Genomic DNA, 21,347 nt, shown 5'->3' with positions numbered 1-21,347 from the left:
TTAACTTCAGGTGTCTAACATATCCCATTCGTCACCTAACACCCAGCGCAGTGCCGATAACTTGCCATTGATCATTCCCCACTCAAAGTCACTCCATGGACCTGTGTCTTCATATTTTCCTTCCACGCATGCGGCGGACTTGATAGCACCTTCTAGGATATGCTCATGAATTACATTTGAGCCATAGCGCTCGGTTCCTTCAGGTATGACTTCAATTTCACCATGTTCAATACCCCACATACGATTTTGGTGGCGGTTGTACCAGACTTTATCAACCAGCTCATCCATAGCGTCCAACATTTCTCTCAAACCCCGGGTTTCTTCTGTAAAATCGTGCTCAAACTCGAATTCAGCGAGCGATTCTGGATCAATATGATCGATAGCTGAAGCTAGATTGTTGAAGTATAAAGAGTTCGAGATTGAGAAGATCTCGTCAAAATCCGCATGCGGCTTTCGATGATCTTTCGAGGAAAAGTCACTGTGATTATGGGTAACAAAACTGCAAGTATCATGGTTACTGTTGAGGCTGCTCACAAATTCAAAAAACTGTTCAATGATGACAGCATCCGCGACAGAGTTTTTGCTGATATGAAACGGAGCTCTTTTTTCAATCCCACGTTGAACGGCGGCGACTTTAGAACGGTCACTAATTGGAAGGATCTTTGCGGATTCAATTAACCTTTCGACTCTATGGATCGTTGCGTAGTTCGCTTCAGTCAAAAGCGGCAATCTTGCATTGATATCATTTAGAACTTCCATGGTCTCGGCTTGCTTTTCACCAGCAAACTCATATACCACAGCTTTGACCTGTTTGAACTCTTGAGACAATCGTTGAGCAGTTTTCCTCGCCACACTCTCTTTATTTCGTTCATACTCTTCAATAACCAGATCGGCTAAGACCAGTTTCACCCTGTTTGAGCCCACCAATTCCTCTAGTGCAGATACGAGGGGGAGATCACCCCTCTTCGTGGAAACATCCAGCAAGACACATGTATCGAGGAAGATGTAGTTCATATAGCCCTTATTCCGGTTTATCTCTCGTCACTGCAGCCGACTCAAGTTAACGCTGATTCGGCGGGTCGATCCGTAGTTAAATATGGGTCAACCTGCCTTGTAAATTTAATGTATAGAACACTACACCGCTTCTTTAAAACTTACAATGACTTATAGGTACAGCTGATATCTGCGTAAGCTACAAGTACAGGTTCATCCGTCTAATAAACGCTGGCGGCGTCCAGATGCGAACAGTACATTTTTTCAGCAATCAAAGCATAACGAAGATTAGGAATGTCCGCTTTTGGCACAAAGCAGCTGTGTCATCGATTTTTTTATTAACGATAAATGAAAAAACCCAAGCTTGTGGCTTGGGTTCATCACATGTCTTTGGTGGTCTGCAATCGCAGTGATATGCCAAAGCCCTCAGAAAAATCATACTCTTCCGTTGAAGTAAGGGCAACTAAGTATCAACAAAAGGCAGTTCGTAATTTGCCAGCACCGGCACAGATACTTATGAGTACCAAGTTGCCGATTTAAAACCGAGTTAGGTTGTTGAAGTGCCGCGCCCAATAGTACACAGGGCACCTTTGCCAACTCGTTCAAGTTAATCGCTAGAAAATACCAGCTAAATGCTCGTCAAACTCGACACCAGTAAAGTTGTGTTTAACGTAAATCACTTTAAATTTATCTGTTACAAACAGGCCATGAGTGCCATACATTTCTGACTTAAATACTGGCTTGTCTGCCAATGATGACTGCTCAAATACCAATGTTTCAACACCACACTCAAACCCGTCTTCGTAGTGACGTAAGGTTTTCGAGGTGTCCTCTTGTGCAAAATGCAGCGGGACAAAGATGTACATCTGCATATAGCCGACCTGTAGAGCCAGAAACTCACCAACATCAACAAGTAGGGTTTTAAAGGCGTTATAGGCCTCTTCCGACAACAGTAAGTATGAGCCCCAAAAGGACACATCCGGTACTGTTAAACCTTGCTGGTATTCCGGAGCCAGCTCACACCTCGAAGGGGTCCATTTATCCAGTAAACTTTCGTTGGTTCTGGGTTGGCGCCGTACTAATGATAAATCATCATCGCCAAGGATGTCAGCGAACCCAAATAAATCCAGCTCGGGGACTTCATAAGAATTTGCGACAGGCTTTAGTCGATACACTGTTATTGTCTTTTCCATTACTTCATCTTCCATCAGCCGGCTTTCCTTTCAAGAATATCAGCTGGATGCTCCCCCGTACGAAGTTCACGCTTTACGGTTTGCAACCGTGACAAGAATACTCGCTCCGGCAGATTATCGTTTGAAAACTTCGAAGCAATCCAAGTTTCATAGTTGTAGGTATGAATTGGTCTGTGTGCCGGCGATTCAGGTGTAGCCCAGTCATCAGCGGTGTTTTTAGCAAAGTTACGCAGCCAGATACCATTTAGCGGGTCATTGATACCAATACCAAAGGCATGCAGATTCAGGCGACTCCTAATAATCAGATCTTTTCGATGTTTGCCGGATCCCGGGATGATATGGTGAGCCTCATGAATTGGTGTTGGTTTAGGCTCACCAACGGCAAGTAAGTTTCTGGCCAACATTTTTGTTGGGTGATGTTTTTCGGTTGCCAGTTCACGTACAGACTTCGACTCGTTTGATTTACGATAAGCCGTCAGATTTTCCTGGTACATAATGTGAGCAGCAATTTTACGGCGCTCCAAACGCAAGTGTTGCCAATCTTTATCCCGCTTAGCTATGCGCTCAGCCCTCTGCTTTGTTGTCTCGTTAGCTGCAGCCTGGCTGTTTCTGCCGTTATGAAACTCACTGGCTTTGAGCTCGTACTGATAAATGATCATATCAAGTGGCGATGGGTTCTCAGGTCGAACAGGTCGTGGAAAACTCACATATTGAATTGGTTGGCTCGGCTTCATGCTGATGATTGCTCCTGCGACTCTTACTGAATTTACAGCGATATTAAATTCAAACACCCTTTACATCAACTATATTAACACCTAAATTTTACCATAAATTAACCTTTAGGGCTGAATATGGAATATTCATCAGTATCAGAGAAGCAAGCGGTCGCGCTTATGAGTGAATGGAGAGAGGTAGGCCACGACTTATCAACATTGGCAAAACTTAAGAAGACCACAACGTCTAATCGCATCATTGTGCTGATACCTGGATATCGATGTAACCAGTGGTATCAGCTTGGACAACCGTTTTCAGCCTATCGTGATGCGATGGTTTGCGTTGGCGAGATGCTTGATAAAATTTACGCGCATAATTAAAACTCGTGGACGACCAGATCCTAAAGTTAAAAAAATCTTTAATGCGAGCAATGAATTTTCAGCAACAATCATATCCTTGACGATCTTCATTGATCCGGTACTTTTGTCGATTTTTATAGAAAGATTAAAGTGTGACAGCTCACACATATTTGCCTTTTATAGGAACTTAGCATGTTTATTTTTGCCCTCAAAAACTCATTAAATACTGTCGCAATACCAGTATCACAACTTCAAATTTGAGCGAAGGATTTAATGATCTGCTCTCTGAATGAACCAGTGAAATCCCAGTGAAAATTTGAGGACATCTCTGTGCCTCGGCTATTTATACCAACTTCACTGACTTCGGTAATTTCACTATCAATATTAATCCCTAGTATGCTTTGTTTTTCAGATCCATTGAGCCACTTAGTATTATTGTCGAAATACCTCTTGGCAATTACGTCCATCAAAACCTCGTAATCCGGCAATTCACTCTGGATCCGTTCTGCATAAATTTTTAACTGGGGTTCAGCAAAAGTGTATAAGAAGCCCTCAAAAGCATTGTCTGTGGGACGTGCTCGTAAAACTCTGCCAAGTATTTGTCTAAAATACATCTCTGTTCTTACCGTCGTAATATGACAGCAGACTTGTAACCGCGGTATGTCAGTACCTTCTGCAATCATACCGACGCTGACAATCCAAGGCGTATCACTCCGTCGAAAAATCTCAATGATCTGTTGTGGATTTTTCTCCCGATAGGTCACCAACTCAACAGTTTGCTGAAAGTCTTTCTCAAGAATTTTTTTGATTTTTCTGGCATGCTCAATTGAATGCGCTACCACTAAACCGCCGGCATCGCGCGTTACCAGCCTAATAGCCATAAGCTTATCAATACTGCTTTGCAAGATATGTTTTAGAGCATGTTCGTTATTCAAAATGTGTTGGTACATAAGGTCAGTTTTTGTCAGAGCCTCGTGTATTGAGTTGTAGCTTTGCTGTTTAATCTTGCATGCATCGTTATCAATAAGGCAGATTACAGGCTGACGGCACACTTTATCAGTGACGGCCCGCTTCAAACTATACTGATAATCTATGATCAGTTCATTGTTGTCGTCATATTTGGCTAAAGCGATAGGGAATTGGTCTGTTCGCCATGGCGTTCCTGACATACAAAGTGTAAATGTTGCCAGCTCCAATATTTGATTAAGTATTTTACTTCCCCAAGCGTTCGGAACCGTGGCGCCACCGCCACTGCAATGATGAATTTCATCACATATGACTAACAAACGTTTGCGTTTTGCGGGTTCTAAAAAGCTGTCATCTAACGCCAAAAGCCTTTGATATGTTAATGAATACCCGGAAGCGCCAATACCCCTATGGAAACAGTCCGGAATACGCAGATTAAAAGTTCTGAATATACCGTCTCTCACTTCTGCAGAAGGCGATAAACAAAGTACTAAATCTACGACACCTTGCTTTAGAAGTCTGGCCGCAACCTCTGCTGCCATAAACGTCTTTCCGCTACCAGGTGATGCAACGACAAAGAAATTACGGTTACCACTGTTAAAGGCCTCAAGCGCTTTTGACGCACATTCTGATTGCCAATCTCTTAAACGCATGAATTAAATTTTCCGAGTATTTTTTCAAGTGCCGAGTATTTTCCTGTGAGCTCCATCGTTTTAACCTCTGCTTCTTTCGCAAGTGCATCGGCTTCCACATTAAGCTCAGGATTTTTCTGGAGTTCTTTCAAATATTGCCATTCGATATGGGTAGTCATTGCATCTATTTTAAACTGTTTACATTGCTGCCGAAGCTTATCAATAGTTTGCTGAGATGGTCTGTTTAAAGCTGGAGAGGTAGCAGGACCAGAACTGGTTATTGTGTAACGACGCTTTTCTCCTTCGTCGAGAGTTGATTGTAAATACCCTTTCTTCTCTTGAAATCTTAAAGACTTATCAACCTTAACTCTTGCCTGCTTTTGAGTTAACTCTGGATAAATTTCTTTATACTTTTCTACTACTTGAGAGACATAACAACCGTCTTGAAAATATGTAGTAACGATTTGCATCACATCCACACTAACACTTTTAGCACGTACCACATTTGCCTCCAAAACTTGCTAAAGATGAATTTCTGAAAAGGAAACCAAACACACTTCTCAGAGGTCTCACAAAACGTTAGTATTACATAAAAGGAAAAACCCCCACAATCTTAAATACCGTAGGATTTGCCAAATGATTAATAAGTGTCTAATTCACCAATACCAAAACGTATTAAAGAAGCTCGTGTTGCTAAGAAAATTCCTCAGCGTCAACTTGGCCTGCGGGTTGGTTTTGAGCTAACAGTAGCTAGCTCACGCATGAACCAATACGAGAAAGGAAAAAGAGTCCCTGACTTTGGAACGCTTGAGAAAATTGCCGAAGAACTTGGTGTCCCGGTTGCATATTTTTTCTGCTCATCTGATAAAATGGCTGAATTAGTAAAGCTTTTCGTCGATATGCCTGAGTCAGAACAGGAGAAACTGCTAGCAGCTATTCGTCAAAAAACTGATGTGAAAGATTAAATATATTCTTGCTGACATGCTTTGATGAAAGACATGACTTGGTCATGACTATCCCCGTTAGTCTCAACCATATTTAAAATGGCTTCCTGTTACAGGTGACAGTTTAATATTTTATGAAAAATATGGATGAAAATGCGATCCTTTAAGATCTTTCGCATAAAACTTCAATCGTCATTCTAGTAGTTAAATATTTTCAGAGGCTTTCGGATGTATGAGGTGTCGAGGAAAAACTCGCTAAACCACTTTCAAGTAGACTGATTGCTGTAACTACTACGTAGCACGCATAAATTAAATAGTACATGTAAATAGTATTAGTACTAATTTTAAAGCTATTAATTTCAATGCCTGCAGCGCTAATAGTATGAATACAGTAGAACTACTGACCACTCTGCATTTTCAGAGCGATCCCCCAGCGCTGCCGCCTCTGACACCTGCGTAGTCACCCGTGGTCGCTCTTCTTTCCACAGGTAACGCAGCTCCCGCTCCAGAATATCGTAGCCTTCCCGTGTAATCAGATTGGATTTTTTCATGCACAAAGTAGACAATTCATCCTGCTTCTTATATTTCGTATCATACTTCGCCTGCCACCGGGGCAGCGAAGTCGAAGGATTCTATAGTTATGTCAATGATTGTTAAACAAATAGCCAGTGAAATTTCCGCCCGGCCAGAGCAGGTTGCCGCCGCCATCGCCCTGTTAGATGAAGGCGCCACCGTGCCCTTTATCGCCCGTTACCGCAAAGAAGTCACCGGCGCGCTGGACGATACGCAATTACGTTTACTCGATCAACGACTGAATTATTTGCGTGAGTTGGAAGAGCGTCGTCAGGTTATTTTAAAAACCATTACTGAGCAAGGGAAGCTGAGCACCGAGCTTGAGCGTGACATCCTGGCCGCTGACAACAAAACCCGCCTGGAAGACTTGTACCTGCCTTATAAGGCAAAACGACGCACCAAGGGCCAGATGGCCATTGAAGCAGGTCTGGCTCCGCTGGCCGATGCCATTCTTGCTCACCCTGAGCAAGACCCGGAACAGCAAGCGATTGCCTATATTAATACGGACGCCGGTTTTACTGATAGTAAAGCGGTGCTGGACGGCGCTAAGTTTATTTTGATGGAACGCTTCGCAGAAGATGCCACCCTGCTGGCACGCTTGCGGACCAAACTTAGCCGCGATGCCATACTTAAAAGTAGTGTAGTGGCAGGTAAAGAGCAGGAAGGTAGCAAGTTCCGTGACTATTTTTCGCATACTGAGCTTTTGAAGAATATTCCTTCACATCGCGCCCTGGCCATGTTTCGCGGTCGCAATGAAGGCGTGTTGCAGCTGCAGCTGGTGCCAGACAGCGATGAAGCAACCGCCCACACCCTGTGCGAGCAAATGGTTGCCGATCATTTTAATATTCGTCAGCAACAACAACCAGCCGATGCTTTTTTGCGCACCGTAGTGCAATGGACCTGGAAAGTTAAACTACATTTGCATCTGGAAAACGATCTGTTAAGCGAACTGCGTGAACGCGCTGAACTGGAAGCCATTAAAGTATTTGCCCGCAATATGGCCGACTTACTGATGGCGGCGCCGGCAGGAATGCGTCGCACGTTGGCCTTAGATCCTGGCCTGCGTACCGGGGTAAAATGTACCGTTATTGATGAAACCGGTAAACTGTTAACTCACACCACTATTTTCCCGCATGCGCCGCAAAATCTGTGGGACAAATCGGTTAGAACGCTAAGTCAGTTGTGCCAGCAACATAAAGTAGAGTTGATTGCTATTGGTAATGGCACGGCATCGCGTGAAACCGACAAACTGGCCGCAGATGTGATAAAAACCGTTAACAACGACGTCCTTAGCAAGGTTATGGTATCTGAAGCAGGCGCTTCCATATATTCAGCATCAGAGCTGGCGGCACTGGAGTTTCCAAATCTTGATGTGTCGCTGCGCGGCGCCGTGTCGATAGGCCGACGCCTGCAGGATCCGTTAGCGGAGCTGGTGAAAATTGAGCCAAAGGCTATTGGCGTAGGGCAGTATCAACATGACGTAAACCAAAGCCTACTAACCCGCTCACTTGACGCGGTGGTAGAGGATTGTGTTACCGCGGTAGGCGTTGATTTAAATACCGCATCTGCCGCCTTACTGGCCAGGGTAGCTGGCTTAAATAAAACTCTGGCGCAGAACATTGTGCAGTACCGTGATGAAAATGGTCGTTTTAACGAGCGCAAGCAACTATTGAAGGTACCAAGACTTGGGCCAAAGGCTTACGAGCAAGCTGCCGGTTTTTTACGAATTAACAATGGTCATAATCCGTTAGATGCCTCCGCCGTTCACCCGGAAGCCTATCCACTGGTAGAGAAAATACTAAAAACAGCTAATCAACCGGTTAGCGCTATTATTGGCAATAGCTCGTTTTTAAGCAGTATTGACCCGGCAGCATTTGTAGATGAGCATTTTGGCTTGCCTACCATCAGCGATATTTTGAAAGAGCTGGACAAACCCGGACGCGATCCGCGCCCTGAGTTCAAAACGGCTAACTTTAAAGATGGTGTGGAAACACTGCAGGATCTGAAACCCGGCATGTTACTTGAGGGCGTTATCACTAACGTCACAAACTTTGGTGCTTTTGTCGATGTGGGAGTCCACCAGGATGGTCTGGTACATATCTCATCGCTGACGGATAAGTTCGTCAGCGACCCGCATCAGGTCGTTAAGGCAGGCGATATTGTCAAAGTGAAGGTGTTAGAGGTTGATATCAACCGCAAGCGAATTGCTCTGACCATGCGCCTTGATGAACAAGTGCAGCCAAAAGCACCCGACGCATTGGTGAATAAACCCGCCAATGCTAAACAGGCTCAAAACAGCCGAGCGGCAGCTAAAGCAACGAAACCAGAGCCTGCAAACGCGGCAATGGGCAATGCCTTTGCTGAAGCACTGGCAAAATTTAAAAAATAACGTGGATGTTGGGCTCAGGCTTGTTGTCGTAGCGGCCGCTGAGCAGGTTCCGTAGCCAGTTGATAAAACTGGCTGATAACCTGAGAACGCTGCTGCATTTGCGCCAGGGTGTCCAACTCGGGGAATACCAGACCTGCTGCTGGATAGGTATCACCACTACTGTCGCTGTCATAGCGGATTTGCGAGGTATTAATAGCAGCGCCCGGTTGCCCTGCACCGGCAATATCAGTAGTGCTACTGGCAGCATTTGGCTCAGCGAACGCAGTTTTTTCAGCCACCAGTTCTGTTTGCGCCTGCAATAAACGCAGACCTGCCTCAGCAGCAATACGCCGATCCGCAGATGATGGCTCTGCTGGCGCCAGCGCAGCAGCCTTAACCTGCTGCATCTTCTGAATCGTCGCCTGCGGATCGCCCGGCACCGGTGCAATATCAATTTGCACCTCTCCGGCAACCGCATATTTTCGGCCGTCTGGGCCTTGCTCAAAACTATAGCTCGGGGCACCGGCATAGCGACCGCCGATACTGGCGTGTGCTTGCTCGTGGCTACGAACTTCCTGATCCCTCGCCTGTAATTCAGCTATTTCCTTCTGCTCAGCTTGCTGTTGTTGCTTTTGCTGCTGACTGTTTTGGTCTTGTTGCTGCTGGTTATTATCGTCCGCCTGTTCCGGCCGGCCTTCTATTGCTTGCTGCGTCTCCGTAGTTTTACCGCTGGCATCATAATTGTTGACGGTACCGGCGTTGCTACGAGGTTTGTCTTCGGCAACAACTGCTCGTTCTGATTTACCTTTATCCATTTCCCGAACGGGCTCAACCAGCTCGCGGCGTTGCATATCACGACGAGCCAACTCAGTAGGTGGGTTCGCCGTGTTAATACTAACGTTAGGATAATAAGAGGTAATCTGCATGGCGCCTACACCCGGACGTCAATAATAGTGCCTAGCGCTTGATCTGCCGCCTGAATTGAACGCACATTCGCTTCAGCGTTACGTGACTCATTGGTCAATTGCACTAAGCTTTGCTCTGCTGAGGGTGCCTGTGACTGGGTAGCACGGTTACGCTCCGGCGCTTCCGCCTGGCGCACGTCAGTTTCAGCTGCAGTAACCTGCTCCGGGTTGGCGCGGGTTTGCCTGTTAATATCGACGGTTGCCTCGGTTACCCCTGCCGCAGCTCGCTGAAATCCCTGCAAACCAGCATTAAATGCGGATTGAATCTCCATCACTGCCTCCACTTATTAGTACAATGCTTAATTATTAACCAAAATGAGTAAAAAGGGAAGGCTGTTAGTCGCAAGACGTGGTAGCAGCCTCCAACCAGTTGTTTAGCCAGATCAGAAATTCCTGACGGTGAGAAATAAAAGGCGCGTGTGATGCTTTGGCCAGAGTAGTCAATTTAGCATGCGGCTTTAAGCGTTGAAGTTCGGTAACAACTGCTACCGGGACTAACGAATCAAGCGCGCCAAAACAGGCGGCTACTGGCTGCGTTAAATTGGCATAGCTGTGCCGTAAATCCTCTTGAGTTAAAAAGCCCAGCCCGGCACTTAACGCTTCTGCCCTTGCCTGCGGAAACGCGGCAATTGCCAGTTTTAATGCAGCAGCATCACTTTTAGCAGTACTTGACCCCATCGCCTGAATGGCAAGAAAGCGGCCAATCGTCTGGCTAAGATCGCGCTGCAGTGCCTGACTAAATTGCTCGAGCACCACGGCTTTCATACCCGGCCAATCTGGCTTTTGTAAAAAGCATGGCGTAGCGGCAATCAGCCCCAGTTGCATTACTTTCTTTGGGTAGCGTTCGGCCAGTGCAATCGCCAGTAAACCTCCCAACGACCAGCCACATACCATACTATTATCCGGTATCTGGGTTGCTAACGCGGCCAGCACTGCATCAAAATTGTAAGGGGACGGTAATTGCTGGGCCGATCCAAACCCTGGTATATCAAGGCATCGCACTGCAACCCTTGGGCTAATCTCATTTAATAAGGTATGCCACACCCCCTGATTAACCCCCCATCCGTGCAGCAGTACCAGAACAGGTTTGTCAGTCTTGCTAATCTCTGCCATGCTACTTTAAGGTATCCTTAATGTTAATTTTATGATTAATTTTATTGCCAGGCTAGCGCGATGGTGCTGGCATCACATTCTGCCGGGTCAGTGCATGTGGTGCAGTTTACCGCTGGCAACGCCTGTCAGCCAACTATGCGACTATTGTCAGCAGGCCCTGCCAACACTGGCTTACCAGCAATGCCACTACAATTTACTCTGGCTGCCAGCAGTAGCACGTGGTCTTAAAGGTGCAAAATTTGATCGTCTGCTTTGTCTGGCGCATTACCAACAACCTTATCAGTACTGGATACCGCGTTGGAAATATTACGCAGATTTAGCAGCGGGCCAGCTGTTGCAACAACAACTTTGCCTGTTACTGGCGCGCGCTAAGGCCAACAATATGCCCATGCCGCAAGCACTTACCTATGTGCCATTACATTGGCAAAAACAACGTCAACGGGGTTTTAACCAGGCAAAGATGCTGGCCGAGGCGCTGGGGCAGCAACTGCAGATCCCGGTAGTAAGGTTATTCAGAAAATCTGCCAGCCACAGCCAACGAGGCCTTAACCGACAACAACGGCTTCGCAACCTGCGCCGATCCTTTTCGTTAACCGTTGCCGAGGCACCTCTGCCCCGGCATATTGCGTTGATTGACGATGTGATCACCACCGGTGCCACCGCAAATGCACTGACCCGGCTCCTGCGCAGTGCCGGGGTACATACCGTCAGTGTCTGGACCCTGGCCGTTACGCCACCACCGGGCTATTCGGCCTGAATTGGTGCGTTAAAACTATTTCCCAAATACAGGGCATTGATCAGAATACGGCTGGAGCCGAAGAAATAACCGCGAAACACCGGGTTATCGGTCATCGCAATCACCCGGCCCCGGCCCAGATTATGGGCAATAATTGCCGCACCCTGCGCGATTTTTGGAACATACTCGCTGGCGCTATAGCCCGCTAAATGCGGATTCTGACTGTATAGTGCAACATTGACAAAGGGTGAGCTGCTCGGTTGCAGTAACATAATATCATTTTTAAAAATGGGTAAGCGCTCACGCGGCACACCAAACGTCAGCGGATGGCTTAAGTCCAGCTCAGCACTGAATATCGCCCCGGCAATCCGTTGTTTCGCTCCCAGCGCTTCACTATCCGCATAGCTTAAGTTCTGTTGCGGGATCAGTTGCTGCATCTCTTTGCCCTGCCAAACGCCGGCCTTTAATAAACCCGCTTTAGCCAGCCATGCCGCGCCGTCTTTATGACCCCATAACACGCCGCCTTGCTCGGTCCATTGTTTTAGCTGACTGATGTGGCTGTCCTGCCACTGCCGATAGTTACCATCAACCAGGATAATGTGGGTATACCGATTTAAGTTAACTCTGCCAAGCCGCTCGGGCTCCACCATACTCGGAGAGATACCCGCCAGCCGCTCCAGGTTGTACCACACTTCGCCTGCTTCAGTAGAATTTATGCCAGGTCCGGCAATCAGCAACACTTCGGGGTTTTTGATCACCGCGAAATTATGGCTACCCAGGTCACTGCCTTCGGCTGTCAGACCACTGCGGATCGCATGCACTCTAACCGGATATTGCTGTTGCAACTGCTGTAAACGGTTAAACCATTCTTTATTTTGTTGTAAGCCAGCCGCTATCACCATGCTGCCCGGTTTAAATTGCACCGTGCTATCGCTGCTCAAGGCACTGAAACTGCCAAGTGCTGATCGCACCACGACCCCTTCGTCTAATAATGCCTGCAAAAACAGTGGGGCCTGCTGGTCCTGCCAGCTAAAGGCATAGGCATAAGCCCCGGCCGTTAACGGCTGCTTAAGCAAAGGAGCACTTTGCCACTGCTGGCCGGCCAGCGCCCGGCCTGGCTCGCGGTTTACCGCTTTGAATTCAATATTGAACGCATAAGGCAACGTCCAGCTTGATACGTCATAAAAGGTATTATCTTTAAAGTCTTTATCGGTCGCAAACGCTGCTTTGATCAACCGGTACTGAGCTTGCTGCAGTGGCACAAAATAGCTTTGTCCCGCCCGGAATTTAGTGTCATCATCCTGCCAGTCACGTGCCAGGGGATACACTGCAATATGATGGCGCTGCAACAGGTCCAATAATCCTTCAAGGCGGCTTTTATCGCCATCGTCGGTCAGCATATAACCCTTGGTTTTGTCCGCTTTGCCCTCAGTTATCGCGTCCTGATAAAATTGCTGCTGATAGGCTAATAACTCCTGGCGTTTCGCCACGGCACCGCGGATGGTTGATAATGATGCCGTAAACTGATTCTTAATGGCATCACTAAAGCTGAGTAAGCCGTTTATCGACTCCTGGACATGGCCGCGGCTGCTGGCTTGTTCAAATAAAATCCCGACACTGCCGTTAACATCTGGATACGTTGAGCCTTTACCAATATAGAAATCGTCAAAACTTTCTTCGCTATAGTACAGCTTCTCTTGTGCATCAAAAGCTGCGGCATGAAACTCAGCTATTGCCGCAGTCAGCTCGAAATTACGTTGTGGTGTGAGTGGGTAATTGCGACTTGGGATCCCAGGCTGGAAAAAATAGCTGCTATTGGTACCCATTTCATGAAAATCACCAACCACATTTGGCAGCCATTGCTGAAACTGAGCAATTCGGGCCCGGCTTTCCGGATGCTGCAACAACAGCCAGTCACGGTTCAGATCAAACCAATAATGGTTTGGCCGACCGTTTGGCCAGGGTTCGATATGTTCACGATGTTGCGGATCTGCAACCGGCTTACTGCCTTTATGCATATTGGCCCAATGGGCAAACCGGTCATTTCCATCCGGATTTAAACTGGGCTGAACTAAAATAATCGCCTTGCTCAGCCAGGTCTGAACCTCATCAGTCTGAACTGCTGTCAGATAATGCGCCAGCACCAACGCTGCGTTGGCTGCACTCGCTTCATTACCATGCACGCCGTAACCCAGCCATATGATAACGGGTGCATCGCCGGCAATGCTTGTACCCTGCTTTGCCTGTTGTACATGTTGCTGACGGATCTGATCCAGCCGACCTAAATTTTCAGGCGATGAAATAACCAACTGCAGTAACGGCCGCTGTTCATGGCTATAACCAATCACCTCTAACATGGCATTGTCTGACTGGCTGGCCAGTTGCTCAAAATAACGCTGGATCTGATCATGGCGGGCATGCCAGTCCCCCACGGCATGGCCTAAGGTTTGTTGTGGGGAAGGTAGCCTGGTATTTACCGGCTCATTAAAATATTGCGCCTGCGCCGTTGCGGCCCAGAGTGTGAAAAACACCATTACACTCAGTTTCATGCCTGTTTCCTTTAATTTTTTTGCGCGCCCAGTTAGCCAGAAAGTACAGCAAAACTCAAGCAGGGCTGGCATCAGCGCCAGACTCAGAGTATGATAGCCATTAACCTAGTAATTTAGTCAGGTACTAAGATGATTTCTATTTCAGAACAGGCGCAAGCCCATTTTGCAAAGCTGCTGGAAAAACAAGCTGCCGGTACCAGCATCCGGGTGTTTGTCGTTAACCCTGGCACGGCTCAGGCGGAGTGTGGCGTATCTTATTGTCCGGCTGATGCCGTTGAAGATACCGACATTCAAATCGAATTTACTGGCTTTAATGCGGTAGTTGACGCAGAAAGCAAACCGTTTTTAGTTGATGCAGAAATTGATTTTGTGACCGATCAAATGGGATCACAACTGACCTTAAAAGCGCCGAACGCCAAAGTACGCAAGGTAAACGACAACGCGCCACTAATGGAACGGGTGCAATATGTTATTGACGCTGAGATTAATCCACAACTGGCCAATCATGGTGGCCGGGTATCCGTAATGGAATTAACTAACGACGGCGTCGCCGTGTTGCAATTCGGTGGTGGATGTAATGGTTGCTCGCAGGTTGATCTCACCTTGAAAGAAGGTATTGAAAAAGAACTACTGACCCGTTTCAGCGGTGAGTTAAATGGGGTTCGTGACATTACCGAACACCAGCGTGGTGAGCACTCTTACTACTAAGCCACCAGCGGTTTATGATATAACGACCCTGGTTAAGTTTATTTTCCGGGGTTTTTTATGCGTATCGTTATGTTATTTGCGGTTGTTTTTAGTCTTATTCTCGTACTCCCGGCTAAGGCTGCGGTTATGCTCATATATCATCATGTTGCCGATGACACTCCGCGGGTAAGCAGTGTTACCGCGGATGAACTGCGTCAGCACCTGCAGTATTTCAAAGATAATGATTTCCAGGTTATCGCTCTGGATGTCCTGATTAACCAGCTGCGGAGCAATCTGCCCATTGCCGATAATGCAGTGGTTATCACCTTTGATGACAGCTTTGAAAATAACTACACCACTGCCCATCCGATCCTGATGGAGTTTGGCTTCCCCTATACTATTTTTATCAGCCCCGGCAGTATCGATAACCGGGTTGGTCCGGTGCTGAGCTGGGATCAGGTAAGAGCAATGGCGGCTGACGGCGTGCTGGTTGCTAATCATTCAATGAACCATGAGCATATGACGCAGCTGCAACCTGGGGAAAGCAAAGTAGACTGGCATAGTCGGATCAAGCAGAACATTTTAGAGGCTGAGCGCAGAATTCTGACTGAAACCGGTCAGAGCCATAAATGGCTGGCATACCCGTATGGCGAATTTAATAGCGAACTGGAAACTCTGGTTGAAGCATTAGGCTTTATCGGTATTGGCCAGCAGTCCGGTGCCATCGGTGCCGCTACTAAGCTCAGCAGGATCCCACGCTATCCCGCGGCGGGGCAGTATGCCGATTTAGCCAATCTTGGCCAGAAATTACGTACTTTAGCTTTTAATATCACTCACTATCTATCCGCTGATCAGCAAGTAAGTGATAACCCACCCACCTTACGCCTGCAACTAAAAGTTAGCGACTTTCTGCCCGGCCAGTTCCGCTGCTACGCCGGTACCGAGGTACTTGAACCTGAATGGTTAAATGAAAATACCTTCGAAGTTACCGCCAGCAAGCCGCTGAATCGCGGCCGAAGCCGCTACAATTGCACCGCACCGTCACTGACTAAAAAGGGATACTTTTACTGGTATTCGCAGCCTTGGCTAAACTAGCGCTGTTGCAGCTGATTCAGAACTAACGGGAAGTCAGCCAGTAGTTGTTCACGGTTAACCAGTGGCACTTCACCCGGTGCCATATCGGGTTTAAACATCGCTGCAACCTGGCCCTGCGGGTTAATTAATACGACTGAAGCACTGTGATCTACCAGATAGTCCTGCGCAGTGGTGCTACTCATGGCATACATTAACCCCAGCTCACGTACAAATGGAAACAGCTGATCGTGGCCCGCCGTTAACCCACTTAAAGCAGGTTGTTTAAAATACTCGACGTATTGCTGCAACTGCTCTGGGGTGTCGCGCTGTGGGTCAACCGAAATAAACCAAATTTGCAGTGGCTGCTCCAGAGTGGCTGCCAACTCTGCTTGCACTCCGGCCAGCTTGGCGAGTGTTAGCGGGCAAATATCCGGACAATAGGTATAGCCGACAAACGCCAGGGTCCATTTTCCCATTAAATCTTCTCGGCCACGGCGCTGATTTTTCTGGTCTATCAGGGTAAATTCCGACAGATTGCGAGGTTGCGGATACACCAGTGCCTGCTGCGGTAATGGCTGATGCTGCCACAGCAAATACAGCATGGCGCCGGCTACCACGGCAGCAGCAGACAACATTAAAACAATTAAATTACGAAGCATAAAAAGGTGATACCTTAAAATAATGATCAAGCAGCAACACTAAAAACAGCACCATTAAATGAACAATGGAAAACTTAAAGGTGTCCATTGCTGTTTTAGCGTCAGCATTAAATTTTAATTTCCAGGCATATTGTAAAAACCGTAAATTAAGCAGGGTACTACCCAGTAAATATACCGCACCAGTCATACCAACAATATATGGCAGCAGACACACCAGGCACAGCAGCACGGTATAAAGCAAAATAGCACTTTTGGTGTATTCAATACCGTGCGTAACCGGCAGCATCGGCATATTTACTTTAGCGTAATCATCCCGGCGATGAATAGCCAGCGCCCAGAAATGCGGTGGTGTCCAGGCAAAAATAATCATCACTAACAGTAATGCATAGCCATGTATTTCACCCGAAACTGCTGTCCAGCCCAATAACGGAGGCATCGCCCCTGCCAGACCACCAATCACAATATTTTGTGGGGTGGCCCGTTTTAAAAACATGGTATAGACCACCGCGTAACCAAACAAACTAAGCAGGGTTAGCCAGGCAGTGAGTGGGTTAACCCCCAGATAAAGTAATACAAAACCGGTTGCAGCCAGCGCACAGGCAAAGGCGATCGCTTGCTGAGAACTTACCCGCCCTTTCGCTACAGGCCGGCTATGGGTCCTGGCCATCTGGGCATCAATACGCTGGTCTACCACATGATTAAGCGCAGCCGCAGCGCCGGATAACAGGCCAATGCCGATGGTAGCAAAAACCACTACCGCGATATCAGGTAGGCCCGTGGAGGCTAGCATCATACCTACCCAGGCTGTCAGTACCAGCAACGCGACGACTTTAGGCTTAGTCAGTTCCAGGTAATCGCGCCAGCGTGAAATACTATGACGGCTTGCTGTTATCGTTGCCATTTATGCCTCCTTCCCAACCGGGCGGTACAACTGATACACCACCACTATCATGAGCATCAGTAAGTTCGCACCAACAAAATTGTGTGCCACGGCGTTTACCAGAGGCAAATGCAACACCACATTTAACAGACCCAGTATAAATTGCAACAACAATACTACGCCAATGGCCAGGGCAAAATTCTGCATAACGTTTGTCCGGGCCCGCTGATACAACCGTACTGCAAACCAGCTAACAATGCCGAGTGTAATAAAGGCGCCGATCCGATGAAATACATGTACCGTCTGGCGGGCTTCTGCAGACATCACCCCATACTCATAATCACTATATCCCAGATGTAAATCAAAGGCTTCGTCTAGCGCCAACCGGCTTAACCAGCCTGCCTCGCAAACCGGCAACTCTATGCAGGCTAAGGCGGCATAATTAGCCGCAGTCCAGCCACCAAGCCCTATTTGGATCATCACTATTAGCGCAGCGCCTACGGCCAGTGGCTTTAAGGTGTTTAATACCGGCTCCGCCCGTCTTAAACCCGGTGACAACTGCATCCAGTATAACGCCAGCAGGCAATAGAGGGTAAACCCTCCTAACAAATGCGCCAGCACCACTATCGGTAATAAGCTCATGGTAACAGTCCAGGCACCCAATGCCGCCTGACAAATTACCAGCAGCAACAATATGGTAGGAAGTGTCCGTGGTTGACGAACTTTACTGAAAAAGCTGGAAATAAATATAGCCGCAATTAATAAACCCAGCGTGCCAGCCAGATAGCGATGGATCATTTCATTCCATGCTTTATGAGGCTCTAACGGCCGATCAGGAAATGCCTCCGCCGCCAAAGCGATGCTCTCAGGCTTCTCGGGTACCTTTAAGAAACCATAACAGCCCGGCCAATCAGGGCACCCTAATCCCGCGTCCGTTAAGCGGGTAAAAGCCCCATAAATAATCACTACCATCGTCAGCAGCAAGGTAACGGATACTAACCATTTATGTCTGGTCATACACTGGTCCTGTCATAATTTAACAGTTTTAATAAGTCGTAGCGGATATTGCGGGCAATTTCCGCCATTTGCTCGTCTTGCTCTGGCATCGGATAGCTCAGAAGCACCAGGCCTTTTTGGTCAACCAGTAAAATTTGCTGCTGCAGTGCTTCAGTATTTGCGGGTATGGCCTGTTGAATATCGAACATAGGGTAAAGCTCAGGTTGATGCAGTGATCCTAAAACCACCGGCTGAACCTGCTCCTGTTTTCGCCCCAAACCAATATAAAGTTGTTTTACAGTATGCAACGCATTCTGACAGCGCTGCTGACAAGGAGAGTCGGATAACAACACAATTCGCCAATGCTTTTTCTCGCCAGTAATATCATTAAGCAGAAAAATTTCCTGCTGTAACCACTCTCCTTTGCTGGATGAACCCGGATTAAACCAGCCCATTTCAAGCACCAGTTTTGCGCCCGCCAAAGGCAGAACACAACATAAAACAAAAAGTAGCATAAATTTATTTTTGTTCATTTTCACTCCCGCTGCGCCGCGCAGCAGCAATCGCCACTGCTACTACGGCGATTGCCAGCATAAACCATTGAAAGGCGTAACCATGATGTTTTTCTGGCGGCATAACCACCGCGTTGTAGTGGGGCAGAAACGGACTGTCACCCTGCTGAAATAACATAAAGGGCAATCCGCTTTGCGGCAACTGCGCTACCATTTGCTCCAACTCAGGTTGCTGAATACGTTGTGGCCACCCGTCTTTTTCTGTGTTGGCACCTAGTCTGAACCCCCCTACTTCGCTACGAATAAGTCCGTGCAATGCAAGCTGCTGCGGAATCGCCAGTTCAGGAAATACAGAGCGATCGCTGCCGCCGGCTACCCAGCCCAGATTAACCAGTAGTAATGGGCTGGCAGTAGTGTGTTGGACCGGAATTATCACATCGTAGCCAACTTTACCCTCTACAATCTGGTTATCCAGCAACCAGACATAGGGTTCAAGCCAGCGTCCCTGACCGGAAAACAGAACGCCGTCGGCCTCGTTTGCCGCAAGCACAGTAAGTTGTTGCCAGTTTAACGCGCCTTGTTGCTGCAGTTGTTCGAGCTGACTGATTTGAATTGCTTTTTCTTCTGCCCGTTGCAGCTGCCAGTAGCCGAGCTTGCTTAATATTACAAAAGCCGTCACAGTAATTAGCAACCATACTTTATGAATGCCAAAATGACGGCCGAATAGTTTAAACCGCATAATTGGCTAACCGGAGATTAAAAAGGATGTTGCTTAAACTTGTTATCATCGCACTACTACTATTTATTGTTTTCAACTTATTCCGGGCCGGAATTGTCATGTTGCGTAACGATCCGGAACAAAAACAAATGTCGCGTTTTCTCGGGCGTCGGGTATTTTTATCAGTGTTAGTATTATTAATTATTATGCTTGCTATGGCGCTGGGCTGGATAACGCCCAACCCCAGGCCTTACTGAAACCGCTGGTTACAGCATATAAACAATAACGAACAAACAAATCCACACTACGTCAACGAAGTGCCAGTACCAGGCTGCAGCCTGAAAAGCAAAGTGCTTCTCTGGGGTAAAATGCCCTTTTAACACTCTGAAAAACACGAACAACAGAATGATAGCACCCAGGGTAACGTGCAGGCCGTGAAAGCCGGTCAGTAAGAAAAACGTATTGCCGTAAAAGCCGGAATCTAGTTTTAACCCTAAGTCCCGGTAGGCATGAATGTATTCATAAACCTGCAGACTTAAAAACGTCGCGCCTAACAATAGCGTCAGTAATAACATCAGCTTTAACTGACCGCGTTTCTGCTGTTCCAGGCCGGTATGGGCAAAATGTAAGGTAATGGAAGAGACCACCAGAATCGCGGTGTTTATTAACGGTAATCCGGTCCATGGCATCGCCTGAGTTTCAATACCGCCAGGCGTTTTAAGTAACGGCCATACCGGTTGGAAGTCAGGCCAAAGCAGTTCGAAGGTCATCGCATTATTGCTCGAACCACCAAGCCATTGCATTGCAATCATCCGGCCGTAAAACAGCGCGCCGAAAAAGGCCATAAAGAACATCACTTCAGAGACGATAAACCAGCTCATGCCCTGGCGAAACGAGCGATCCATCTGGGCGCTGTATAAGCCGCTCATCGACTCGTCAATCACATTTCTAAACCAACCCACCAGCATAAATACCAGCACGGCAAAGCCTAATAGCAGTAAATAACCACCAAAACCACTTTGCTGATTACTGATGTCGATTACCAGATGCCCTGCGCCAAAAGCAATAAAAAATAGCGCGACCGCACCCACAATGGGCCACGGACTCTGAGCGGGAACATAATATTTTTCGTAGGTTTTTGTTGTCATCTTATTCCCCAATAATATCTTGTTGTGGTTGCTGTGCCGTCCAGGCCTGAGTGACATCGTACAGGGTGTAATTCAGGGTTATGGTATTAAATTGAGCCGGCAGGGCCGGGTCGACATAAAACTGTAACGGCATCAGCATATTTTTACCGCCAGCCAGTTGTTGCTGGCTAAAGCAAAAACATTCAATTTTATTAAAATACAGCGCTGCCTGGCCCGGTGAAACCGACGGTACGGCCTGGCCGACGATCAGCCGGCCAGTCGGGTTCTCAGCCAGATAATTCATAATATGAATTTCCCCTGGGTGTACCGTCATGGTCTGAACTTCGGGTTTAAATACCCAGGGCATATCTTTGTTTGGCCGCGCCAGAAACTCAATAGTAATAACCCGGCTGGTATCAATAATTGCATTGTCACCTGTTGCCGCTACTGCCGCGGTTTTACCATTAATGCCGGTTAAATCGCAAAACACGTCATAAAGCGGGACCAGAGCGAAGCCAAAGCCAAACATTGCCAGAGCTATCAGGATCAGCTTGCCAATTAACGGTTTGTTCTGCGCCATGGTCGACTC

At 47.4% G+C, this 21,347-nt stretch carries 24 protein-coding genes; 7 read left to right on the top strand and 17 right to left on the bottom strand.

Annotated features, from left to right (window positions below; all coding sequences use genetic code 11):
• Nucleotides 1-6: 6 nt before the first annotated feature.
• The 3 genes from B2X65_RS11175 to B2X65_RS11165 all read right to left on the bottom strand — a co-directional run bounded on the left by B2X65_RS11175 (nucleotide 7) and on the right by B2X65_RS11165 (nucleotide 2,920).
• On the bottom strand, nucleotides 7-1,014 hold the full coding sequence (locus B2X65_RS11175; protein WP_290612610.1) for a PIN domain-containing protein: 1,008 nt from the start codon (nucleotides 1,012-1,014) through the stop codon (nucleotides 7-9).
• A gap of 593 nt (nucleotides 1,015-1,607) precedes the next feature.
• Nucleotides 1,608-2,201: a hypothetical protein gene (locus B2X65_RS11170; protein ID WP_290612609.1), complete on the bottom strand. Its 594-nt coding sequence runs from the start codon at nucleotides 2,199-2,201 to the stop codon at nucleotides 1,608-1,610.
• Entirely contained in the window at nucleotides 2,201-2,920 is a 720-nt protein-coding gene (locus B2X65_RS11165; RefSeq protein ID WP_290612608.1) for an AHH domain-containing protein, read from the bottom strand. Before B2X65_RS11165 ends, B2X65_RS11170 begins: the two co-directional genes overlap by 1 nt.
• A gap of 159 nt (nucleotides 2,921-3,079) precedes the next feature.
• Between B2X65_RS11165 and B2X65_RS11160 the strand changes: the two genes are divergently transcribed.
• Nucleotides 3,080-3,280 (top strand): hypothetical protein, encoded by a 201-nt coding sequence (locus B2X65_RS11160; protein WP_290612607.1) that lies wholly within the window; start codon nucleotides 3,080-3,082, stop codon nucleotides 3,278-3,280.
• 230 nt (nucleotides 3,281-3,510) lie between these two features.
• Here B2X65_RS11160 and B2X65_RS11155 read toward each other — a convergent pair whose 3' ends face one another.
• Nucleotides 3,511-4,878 (bottom strand): DEAD/DEAH box helicase, encoded by a 1,368-nt coding sequence (locus tag B2X65_RS11155; protein WP_290612606.1) that lies wholly within the window; start codon nucleotides 4,876-4,878, stop codon nucleotides 3,511-3,513.
• Nucleotides 4,869-5,360: a hypothetical protein gene (locus B2X65_RS11150; protein ID WP_290612605.1), complete on the bottom strand. Its 492-nt coding sequence runs from the start codon at nucleotides 5,358-5,360 to the stop codon at nucleotides 4,869-4,871. The genes B2X65_RS11155 and B2X65_RS11150 overlap by 10 nt, the downstream gene beginning before the upstream one ends.
• A gap of 144 nt (nucleotides 5,361-5,504) precedes the next feature.
• Between B2X65_RS11150 and B2X65_RS11145 the strand changes: the two genes are divergently transcribed.
• Nucleotides 5,505-5,822, top strand: coding sequence for a helix-turn-helix domain-containing protein (locus B2X65_RS11145; RefSeq protein WP_290612604.1), 318 nt, complete (start codon nucleotides 5,505-5,507; stop codon nucleotides 5,820-5,822).
• 353 nt (nucleotides 5,823-6,175) lie between these two features.
• On the opposite strand, the gene B2X65_RS11140 is transcribed toward B2X65_RS11145, so the two are convergent.
• Complete coding sequence (locus tag B2X65_RS11140) at nucleotides 6,176-6,352, bottom strand: hypothetical protein (RefSeq protein ID WP_349678710.1); 177 nt, start codon at nucleotides 6,350-6,352, stop codon at nucleotides 6,176-6,178.
• An 89-nt stretch (nucleotides 6,353-6,441) separates the two neighbouring features.
• Between B2X65_RS11140 and B2X65_RS11135 the strand changes: the two genes are divergently transcribed.
• Nucleotides 6,442-8,763: a Tex family protein gene (locus B2X65_RS11135; RefSeq protein WP_290612603.1), complete on the top strand. Its 2,322-nt coding sequence runs from the start codon at nucleotides 6,442-6,444 to the stop codon at nucleotides 8,761-8,763.
• Between the two features lie 14 nt (nucleotides 8,764-8,777).
• On the opposite strand, the gene B2X65_RS11130 is transcribed toward B2X65_RS11135, so the two are convergent.
• From B2X65_RS11130 to bioH, 3 genes are all read right to left on the bottom strand, one after another.
• Nucleotides 8,778-9,668 carry a putative metalloprotease CJM1_0395 family protein gene (locus tag B2X65_RS11130; RefSeq protein WP_290612602.1) on the bottom strand — a complete coding sequence of 297 codons (891 nt, stop codon included), beginning with the start codon at nucleotides 9,666-9,668 and terminating at the stop codon, nucleotides 8,778-8,780.
• Nucleotides 9,669-9,673: 5 nt separating this feature from the next.
• Complete coding sequence (locus tag B2X65_RS11125; protein ID WP_290612601.1) at nucleotides 9,674-9,979, bottom strand: excinuclease ATPase subunit; 306 nt, start codon at nucleotides 9,977-9,979, stop codon at nucleotides 9,674-9,676.
• 64 nt (nucleotides 9,980-10,043) lie between these two features.
• Nucleotides 10,044-10,820: a pimeloyl-ACP methyl ester esterase BioH gene (gene bioH, locus B2X65_RS11120; protein ID WP_290612600.1), complete on the bottom strand. Its 777-nt coding sequence runs from the start codon at nucleotides 10,818-10,820 to the stop codon at nucleotides 10,044-10,046.
• Nucleotides 10,821-10,914: 94 nt separating this feature from the next.
• Between bioH and B2X65_RS11115 the strand changes: the two genes are divergently transcribed.
• Nucleotides 10,915-11,577, top strand: coding sequence for a ComF family protein (locus B2X65_RS11115; RefSeq protein WP_290612599.1), 663 nt, complete (start codon nucleotides 10,915-10,917; stop codon nucleotides 11,575-11,577).
• Here the strand turns inward: B2X65_RS11115 and B2X65_RS11110 are convergent.
• A complete protein-coding gene (locus B2X65_RS11110) occupies nucleotides 11,565-14,105 on the bottom strand; it encodes a M14 family zinc carboxypeptidase (RefSeq protein ID WP_290612598.1) in 2,541 nt (846 codons plus the stop codon). The two genes, B2X65_RS11115 and B2X65_RS11110, sit on opposite strands and share 13 nt — an antisense overlap.
• Nucleotides 14,106-14,234: 129 nt before the next feature.
• Here B2X65_RS11110 and nfuA point away from each other — a divergent pair, with 129 nt between their 5' ends.
• On the top strand, nucleotides 14,235-14,813 hold the full coding sequence (nfuA, locus tag B2X65_RS11105) for a Fe-S biogenesis protein NfuA (protein ID WP_290612597.1): 579 nt from the start codon (nucleotides 14,235-14,237) through the stop codon (nucleotides 14,811-14,813).
• A gap of 126 nt (nucleotides 14,814-14,939) precedes the next feature.
• A complete protein-coding gene (locus B2X65_RS11100) occupies nucleotides 14,940-15,887 on the top strand; it encodes a polysaccharide deacetylase family protein (RefSeq protein ID WP_290612596.1) in 948 nt (315 codons plus the stop codon).
• Here B2X65_RS11100 and B2X65_RS11095 read toward each other — a convergent pair.
• From B2X65_RS11095 to B2X65_RS11075, 5 genes are read right to left on the bottom strand one after another with little or no spacing between them, the layout of a single operon-like run.
• Entirely contained in the window at nucleotides 15,884-16,525 is a 642-nt protein-coding gene (locus B2X65_RS11095; protein WP_290612595.1) for an SCO family protein, read from the bottom strand. The two genes, B2X65_RS11100 and B2X65_RS11095, sit on opposite strands and share 4 nt — an antisense overlap.
• Nucleotides 16,515-17,426: a heme o synthase gene (gene cyoE / locus B2X65_RS11090; RefSeq protein WP_290612594.1), complete on the bottom strand. Its 912-nt coding sequence runs from the start codon at nucleotides 17,424-17,426 to the stop codon at nucleotides 16,515-16,517. Before cyoE ends, B2X65_RS11095 begins: the two co-directional genes overlap by 11 nt.
• A complete protein-coding gene (locus B2X65_RS11085; RefSeq protein ID WP_290612593.1) occupies nucleotides 17,427-18,422 on the bottom strand; it encodes a COX15/CtaA family protein in 996 nt (331 codons plus the stop codon).
• Nucleotides 18,419-18,934, bottom strand: coding sequence for a hypothetical protein (locus B2X65_RS11080; RefSeq protein WP_290612592.1), 516 nt, complete (start codon nucleotides 18,932-18,934; stop codon nucleotides 18,419-18,421). Before B2X65_RS11080 ends, B2X65_RS11085 begins: the two co-directional genes overlap by 4 nt.
• The gene (locus B2X65_RS11075; RefSeq protein ID WP_290612591.1) at nucleotides 18,921-19,652 is read right to left on the bottom strand and encodes an SURF1 family protein; all 732 of its coding nucleotides are present in this window, start codon (nucleotides 19,650-19,652) and stop codon (nucleotides 18,921-18,923) included. Before B2X65_RS11075 ends, B2X65_RS11080 begins: the two co-directional genes overlap by 14 nt.
• A 26-nt stretch (nucleotides 19,653-19,678) precedes the next feature.
• On the opposite strand from B2X65_RS11075, the gene B2X65_RS11070 reads away from it, so the two are divergent.
• Nucleotides 19,679-19,888 (top strand): DUF2909 domain-containing protein, encoded by a 210-nt coding sequence (locus B2X65_RS11070; RefSeq protein ID WP_290612590.1) that lies wholly within the window; start codon nucleotides 19,679-19,681, stop codon nucleotides 19,886-19,888.
• Nucleotides 19,889-19,897: 9 nt separating this feature from the next.
• On the opposite strand, the gene B2X65_RS11065 is transcribed toward B2X65_RS11070, so the two are convergent.
• On the bottom strand, nucleotides 19,898-20,779 hold the full coding sequence (locus B2X65_RS11065) for a cytochrome c oxidase subunit 3 (RefSeq protein ID WP_290612589.1): 882 nt from the start codon (nucleotides 20,777-20,779) through the stop codon (nucleotides 19,898-19,900).
• Between the two features lies 1 nt (nucleotide 20,780).
• The gene (locus B2X65_RS11060) at nucleotides 20,781-21,338 is read right to left on the bottom strand and encodes a cytochrome c oxidase assembly protein (protein ID WP_290612588.1); all 558 of its coding nucleotides are present in this window, start codon (nucleotides 21,336-21,338) and stop codon (nucleotides 20,781-20,783) included.
• Between the last annotated feature and the right edge of the window lie 9 nt (nucleotides 21,339-21,347).

It is taken from the genome of Arsukibacterium sp. UBA3155, assembly GCA_002364615.1.
In the GTDB taxonomy this organism is placed as follows: Bacteria; Pseudomonadota; Gammaproteobacteria; order Enterobacterales; family Alteromonadaceae; genus Alishewanella.
The sequence above is the reverse complement of the archived record's forward strand: the minus strand, read 5'-3'. Positions and strand labels throughout refer to the sequence as shown.